General features: G+C 66.7%; 8 protein-coding genes. 3 read left to right on the forward strand and 5 right to left on the reverse strand.

What is annotated here, in order from left to right; all coding sequences use genetic code 11:
- Nucleotides 1–463 precede the first annotated feature (463 nt).
- From U9979_RS07480 to U9979_RS07500, 5 genes are all read right to left on the reverse strand, one after another.
- Nucleotides 464–1204: a class I SAM-dependent methyltransferase gene (locus tag U9979_RS07480; RefSeq protein ID WP_322778785.1), complete on the reverse strand. Its 741-nt coding sequence runs from the start codon at nt 1202–1204 to the stop codon at nt 464–466.
- Complete coding sequence (locus U9979_RS07485; protein ID WP_322778786.1) at nt 1201–2238, reverse strand: hypothetical protein; 1038 nt, start codon at nt 2236–2238, stop codon at nt 1201–1203. Before U9979_RS07485 ends, U9979_RS07480 begins: the two co-directional genes overlap by 4 nt.
- A 304-nt stretch (nt 2239–2542) precedes the next feature.
- Nucleotides 2543–2719: a hypothetical protein gene (locus tag U9979_RS07490; protein WP_322778787.1), complete on the reverse strand. Its 177-nt coding sequence runs from the start codon at nt 2717–2719 to the stop codon at nt 2543–2545.
- Nucleotides 2720–2866: 147 nt separating this feature from the next.
- A complete protein-coding gene (locus tag U9979_RS07495; RefSeq protein ID WP_322778788.1) occupies nt 2867–3328 on the reverse strand; it encodes an NUDIX hydrolase in 462 nt (153 codons plus the stop codon).
- Complete coding sequence (locus U9979_RS07500; RefSeq protein WP_322778789.1) at nt 3312–4073, reverse strand: GntR family transcriptional regulator; 762 nt, start codon at nt 4071–4073, stop codon at nt 3312–3314. The genes U9979_RS07495 and U9979_RS07500 overlap by 17 nt, the downstream gene beginning before the upstream one ends.
- 228 nt (nt 4074–4301) lie before the next feature.
- On the opposite strand from U9979_RS07500, the gene U9979_RS07505 reads away from it, so the two are divergent.
- From U9979_RS07505 to U9979_RS07515, 3 genes are all read left to right on the forward strand, one after another.
- The gene (locus U9979_RS07505) at nt 4302–5225 is read left to right on the forward strand and encodes a hypothetical protein (RefSeq protein ID WP_322778790.1); all 924 of its coding nucleotides are present in this window, start codon (nt 4302–4304) and stop codon (nt 5223–5225) included.
- A gap of 236 nt (nt 5226–5461) precedes the next feature.
- Nucleotides 5462–5590 carry a hypothetical protein gene (locus tag U9979_RS07510; RefSeq protein WP_322770068.1) on the forward strand — a complete coding sequence of 43 codons (129 nt, stop codon included), beginning with the start codon at nt 5462–5464 and terminating at the stop codon, nt 5588–5590.
- Nucleotides 5587–5806 (forward strand): hypothetical protein (locus U9979_RS07515; protein ID WP_322778791.1); only part of this gene is annotated, 220 nt, incomplete at its 3' end. The genes U9979_RS07510 and U9979_RS07515, both read left to right, overlap by 4 nt.

Consider the following 5806-nt stretch of genomic DNA (forward strand, 5'->3'; position numbering starts at 1 on the left):
ACGGGCTCGGTCAGGTCGCCCTGGGACGCGGGAACGACGACCACGCCCGAACCCACCTCGCCCAAGCCGTCGACCTTTACACCGCACTCGGCCTCACCGAGGAAGCCAACGACGCCCGACGCCGCATCCCCACCACCTGAAGCCTCCCGAACCAGCTAACAGCGAGTAACCGTCAACGTGGTGAATCAGGCGAACTCAGGACGGTCGAACACGCGCCTCTGCCAGTCTCGACCCCCAACCGGGCCCCAGAATCAGACCGAGATCGGGCACGTCATGACATGATCCGCCTCGCTCCGCGGCCGTGACGAGGATGGTGTTGACCAGCTGCGATGACGGTCATGAGGAGCGCGGCGATGACACGTCATCACGACCGTCATCCGCGCCCCAAACCAGCATGAAATGAACGCCAGCGGGTCCCACTGAGCCGGCGCCGGGACCCGTCGTGCCAGAAGCGGGTTCGGGTTCAGGCGGTCCGGGTTGCTGTGATCAGCATGAACAGGGGACGGGTGAAGTTCTCGGTCCACCACGGGTCGTCACGTAGCTGCTGCTCCGACGGGTGCGGTTCCCGGATACCGGTGATGCCCAGGCCAGCGGCTGCGAACGCACGAGTGAAGTCCTCCAACGGCCGGGTCCAGGCGACCACTGGCACGGGAGACACCTCGCCGGCGACGTCGAAGTGCTGCTCGATCCGCCGCGGCCGGTAGTAGTCGGCCACGTCCACCGGTGTGGCCCGGGAGCCGTAGAAGCACGGGTGCAGCAACAGCGCGGCGACCCGTCCGCCGGGGGCCAGGACGCGGGCGAACTCGGCGATCGCCGGCGCCGGCTTCTCCAGATCGTTCAGGACGTGGTTCGCGACGACCAGGTCGACCGCACCATCGGCCAGGGGAAGCGCCGCGACGTCGGCGGTCTCGTAGGTGATGTCGAGCCCTTCGCGGGCGGCCGTGTCCCGAGCGGCCTCGACCAGCTCCGGGCACAGGTCCACCCCGACGACCGGCCGGGCACCACCGGCCGCGAGCAGCCGGGCCAGGTAGCCCTCACCACAACCGGCATCGAGCACCGACAGGCCCGTCACATCCCCAGCGGCCTCCAGCACGGCCGCGTCCGTCAACCCCGTCCGGTAGCGGTCCAGTCCGTCCCGGATGATCCGTTTCCAGTACTCGGCGTTGGCGCTGTAACTGGACCGGTCACGGCTGATGGTGGTCATGAGGCTCCTGTCGGGATCTGCCGAGCCAGCGTGTCCATCGCACGCCGGATGATCGGGTCATTCACCATCTCGCGCCGTTCCAACAGCGCTGCACGCAGCTCACCCGCACGCAGGCCGAACGTCGGGTCACGGTCGAGCGCCAACGGCACGTAGGTGGTCACAAGGTAGTAGCAGTAGGCGTCACCGTACTGGCCGAGCTCCCGCAGGATCTCCCCCGCTGTGCGGCGCAAGAGCAGCGACGGAGGCAGCGAAAAGTCGAGGGTCGGCCGGCTGTCCCGCATCCACGTCGGGAACGCCCACTCTTCGACCAGACGCAGCGGCGGGTGCTTGTCCACAAGGTGGCGGTACCGGTCCGCCAGGTCGCGGTCGTCAGACTGCCCGAGCGCTCCCATGACGGTGCTGCGAAGGGTGAACGCTCCCCGGCGGTCCATCGCCGCGCCGGCGAGCTGCTCGGGGAGCACGCCGGTGGCTTTCGCGACGTGGTGGGTCAGGTGGGCCTGGGCAAGGATCGCATTGAACGAGTACGCCGACCGGGTCAGCAGCGGTGCGAGCGATCCGGCCGCCTCCAGCAACGGTCGCGCATCGACGAGAAGACCCCCTGCTGGGCTGAAGAGAACGTCAAGTGCCCGGTCCTGTTCCCGCCCCCAGAACCGCGGGAGGTACTCCATCGCCCGTGCGATGTCACCGCGGACGACCTGGAGCGCCGCCTCGAGTGCATTCGCCACGTAGGGCGCCGGGACCGAAAGGCTGACAAGTACGGCCTCATCGACGGCAAGACCCTCTCGGTGAAGGTCGTGGACAAGCCGTGCCTGACGTGTCCGCAACGGGTAGGTCGTGGCGTACTCGGCTACCCCGGGCACCGCGGCGATCAGCGCCTGTAGAGACCGTCCTCGGATCCGGTCCAGCCAGTCGGGCATGTCCCACAGGCGGCTGACGGTGCTCTCGTCCAGTTCCGCGAGCAGAGCCACGTCGGACACGCCGAACCCCGACAGCGCGGCGATCTGGGACAGACAGGTCGGGCGCAGGTGCTCCATCGATGTCTCCGCCTTCTGCCCAGCCGTTCAGCGTCGCGTTGCACTGTGCAAACGGTGGCAGCCTCCGGGACGACACCTGTGCAGGTCAATGCCGCTTGCACGCACGCAACACCCCTGCGGGGCAGGGGGCCGCATACCCGCATGCGTCCAGCGGTGACCGAACATCCACTCACCGTCGACCCTTGCAGCCATGCGATCAATCCACCGTCCTACACAGATAGCGGCCGATGTTGTCCGCACAAGTGATGGCACGGCCGACGGTGGCGGCCAGCTGTCAGTGGAGCCAGGTGGCGACGACAGTCTGTCACGTCATGTTGAGCCAGTGCTCCAGTTTGGCTGCAAGCTGGAGCACTTCCTCGTACATCGCGACAGGGCGACTGTCGGACTTAAGTTCGGTGTAAAAGCCGGCGGCTATGGCACCACTACAGATCGTCGCCGCAGCGTCCAGTGCTGCCCGACGGTTGGCAAGGCTTTCGTCCATGATCGCTCCCTTCGGAGACCGGAGACGTTTGACATTGCAAGGATCGACCATGGCCGCCGCGAACGAGACACATTTCAGAAATCACAGTTGCAGCGGCATCACCACCCTGCCGTGAGGACCCGGTACTACCGTCTCCTGGCCTGGAGCTCAGCCCACGAGGAGCTGGTGGCCGTTGTGGAGCCGCACGAATGGTCCGTCCGGGCGGAAGGCGTCCGAGATCCGGATCGCGTAGACAGGGTGGGCGAGGCGCAATGCATCGGTGAACGGCAACCACATCACCTCGGGCGTTTCCGCGCTCGGCACCAGCGCAGCACCAGCCAGCGCGGCACAGCGGAAGACCAGCGACAACACACCGGTCCGCATGTTCTTGTAGACGCCGGTCAAATGGCCGGAGTCGATCGGGATTCCGGTCTCCTCCCACACCTCACGGCGCAATCCGTCACATGGAGCTTCGTCCCGCTCCAGCACCCCGCCCGGGGTTGCCAGCCGTCCATTGTCACCCCGCTTGATCACCAGCACACGCTGGTGATCGTCGACCACCACTCCACCCACGCTTACGGAGTGCATCGCCATGGGAGGTGAACCGTCGCAGTCAGGCGTCCGGCTCATAGGTCCACTCGTAAATCAATCGCCACCGAGACCCGGCGAGCACGTTGATGGTCGCCTCGATCGGACGATCATTCTGGCCCCATGTGGTACGCACGATGGAGAACACCGGTTGCCCTTCGGCCAACTGGAGGAAAGCCACTTCTTCCGCTCTGGCACGCCGTATCTCTATCTCTTCGGTGAAGCGCGCCGGGCGGAAGCCCCGGGCTGCGAGGCGTTGATACATCCCCGTGGGACCGGTGTCGGGCTCGGCGATGCTGACGTCGCCTGCAACGGTCATCGGAATGTAGGACGTAGCGATCTGAACCGGTGTGCCGGAGGCGAACATGTGGCGGCGACGCAGGAGCACCTGATCATTTTCGTTGAGCTGGAGGTAGTCCGCGATCTCTTCAGGCACCGCCGTGACAGCAACCTTGGCCAAAGTCGTGCTCGGCTCGAGGCCCAGCCGTTGCATCTCGGATGCGAAGATGCCGCCGCCCTGGCTGCCCGCCCGTGGAATGCGGCGCACCCGCTTGGCGGTCAGGGTCTCCTCAACGATCGTTCGACGGCCCTGTTCGGTTCGGACCAGCCCCTCGACACGCAGCACCCCGATCGCCTTACTGATCGTGGTCTGGTTGAGCCCGTACTGGCGGGCGAGCTCTGGCTGGCTCGGCAGTTCAGAGCCTGGCGCATAGTCCCCCCGGCGGATCGCATCCCGAAGCTGGCTCGCTACCTGCTGATAGCGAGCCACCGGCGGTTCGATCGTCATCGCACTCCGGACCTGGGAGTTCTGGCTTCTGTCATAGGCGAACCTACCCGCCAGGTCGATCGAGACCACGCCGTGACGGCAGGCGGGTCGATGCTCTCCGGCTCCCGACACGCAAGAGATCTCACTTTAGGTCTTGACACATATGTCTTATGCCATAAGTCTGTGAGCCACGGTTACAAGCCGCTCCGGCAGCCATGAGTACCAGCCCGAAATGGAGTCAATTCGATCATGCGGACCTTCTGTGACAGCGATCGGCTACGGGAGAAGCAGCCCTATCCGGGGCCGCTGGAGTGCTTCGACGAGGCTTCCGGCACCGCCTGGGTAGGTCGCCACACCAACGGTGACCCTGCTCCCTGGGACCTCTACCGGGTCGGCTGGGGGGCCTGCGGTGGAGTCGTGACCGGCGACACCGCCAGCGGCAAGTCCCACATCCTCGAAGGACTCGCCTACACCGCCGCGCACGCCGGCCAGGTCAGCGTGTGGGTCGGCGATCCGGACGGCGGCATTTCCCTGCCGGGAGCGGTCGCCGTTGCTCACTGGGCGGCCACCGACACGAGCGAAATCCTGCAGATGCTGCGGGCCGCGGACACGGCGGTGTCGACCCGGTTCATGACCAACGCCCTCCGTCACCGGAGACTGCACATGATCACGATGGACGAGCCGATGATTCTCCTGCTCATCGACGAGTGTCAGCGGGTGTTCGAGCCGAGGAGCGAGGCCACCGCGCTGGCGACCCGGATCGCCGCCCAAGGCCGCAAGGCCGGTGTGGCGATCATCGCCGCATCCACATCTGTGAGGCTGCGCTCGTTCGGCAACGAGGTCGAGCTGCGCTCCGGTCTGCTGGCGGGCAACGCGGCGGTGCTCAGTACCAGGGATCCCATCCACCGCGACCTGCTGGCCGATCAGAACATCACCCCAGCCGACGAGCTGCTCCGGCTTCCCGGTGTGGGCTACCTGGCGGGGCGGCCAGCACCGTTTCGCGCCTGGGGCCTCGACAACGCCAAGCCGCCGGTGGACACCGCACGCGACACCCCACCCGAGCCTGCCGTCGCCAACGCCCTCGGCGACGCCTACGCCGGGCGGGCGCACCGTCGGCAGGACAGCCTCACCACGACCCGCCGCCGGCTCGCCGCATTCCAGGGGCGCACCTGAACCCACGTACACACCGCGGGCGGCACGAAACGGTTCTGAACAACCACAAAAACCAAAAAGTCGGGTCGGACGGTTCCGATGGGACCCCCCGGATTCACACTACGTGGTGTCGCGGGGCCTACGCCCTGACATCCCACGACCACCGACGAGACAACCACCTCTGACAGGAAACGGGGTTCCGACGGGCTGCCACCCACCGGAACCCCAGAGCATCGGATCTTGAAGGGATCTCATCGATGCAGATCAAGGCTAGCGCGCGCTCAGACGAGTGCGCGACTCCGCGCGCCGACAACCTCGCCGACGCCACCGCCCGAGAGATCGAGCGGCTCGCCCGGGAACTGCTACGCCGCGGCGGTGAGAAGTGAATCGCCCCCGCCGACCCGACGACGTCCTGTACCCACCAGGCCAGGTCGTGACGCCGCTGCTGCTCGCGACCCGGGCAGCTGACCTGGGCCTGGACATCGCGGTGCGCCAGGCCAGCGGCCAGCGGATCGACACCGACGAGGTGTTGGAGTTGCTGGCTACCGAGGTCGCGTTGACCCACAGCGCCCGGTTTGGCTTGCAGACCACTGTCCTGCGGG

The organism is Protofrankia sp. Cas4 (genome assembly GCF_963555915.1).
Lineage (GTDB): Bacteria > Actinomycetota > Actinomycetes > Frankiales > Frankiaceae > Protofrankia.

Bases quoted from the DNA above. Each gene is read 5' to 3' on its own strand.
- U9979_RS07500 (WP_322778789.1), bottom strand. From the start codon at position 4,073: ATGACGATCGAACCGCCGGTGGCTCGCTATCAGCAGGTAGCGAGCCAG.
- U9979_RS07505 (WP_322778790.1), top strand. From the start codon at position 4,302: ATGCGGACCTTCTGTGACAGCGATCGGCTACGGGAGAAGCAGCCCTAT.
- U9979_RS07495 (WP_322778788.1), bottom strand. From the start codon at position 3,328: ATGAGCCGGACGCCTGACTGCGACGGTTCACCTCCCATGGCGATGCAC.
- U9979_RS07480 (WP_322778785.1), bottom strand. From the start codon at position 1,204: ATGACCACCATCAGCCGTGACCGGTCCAGTTACAGCGCCAACGCCGAG.
- U9979_RS07485 (WP_322778786.1), bottom strand. From the start codon at position 2,238: ATGGAGCACCTGCGCCCGACCTGTCTGTCCCAGATCGCCGCGCTGTCG.
- U9979_RS07510 (WP_322770068.1), top strand. From the start codon at position 5,462: ATGCAGATCAAGGCTAGCGCGCGCTCAGACGAGTGCGCGACTCCGCGC.
- U9979_RS07490 (WP_322778787.1), bottom strand. From the start codon at position 2,719: ATGGACGAAAGCCTTGCCAACCGTCGGGCAGCACTGGACGCTGCGGCG.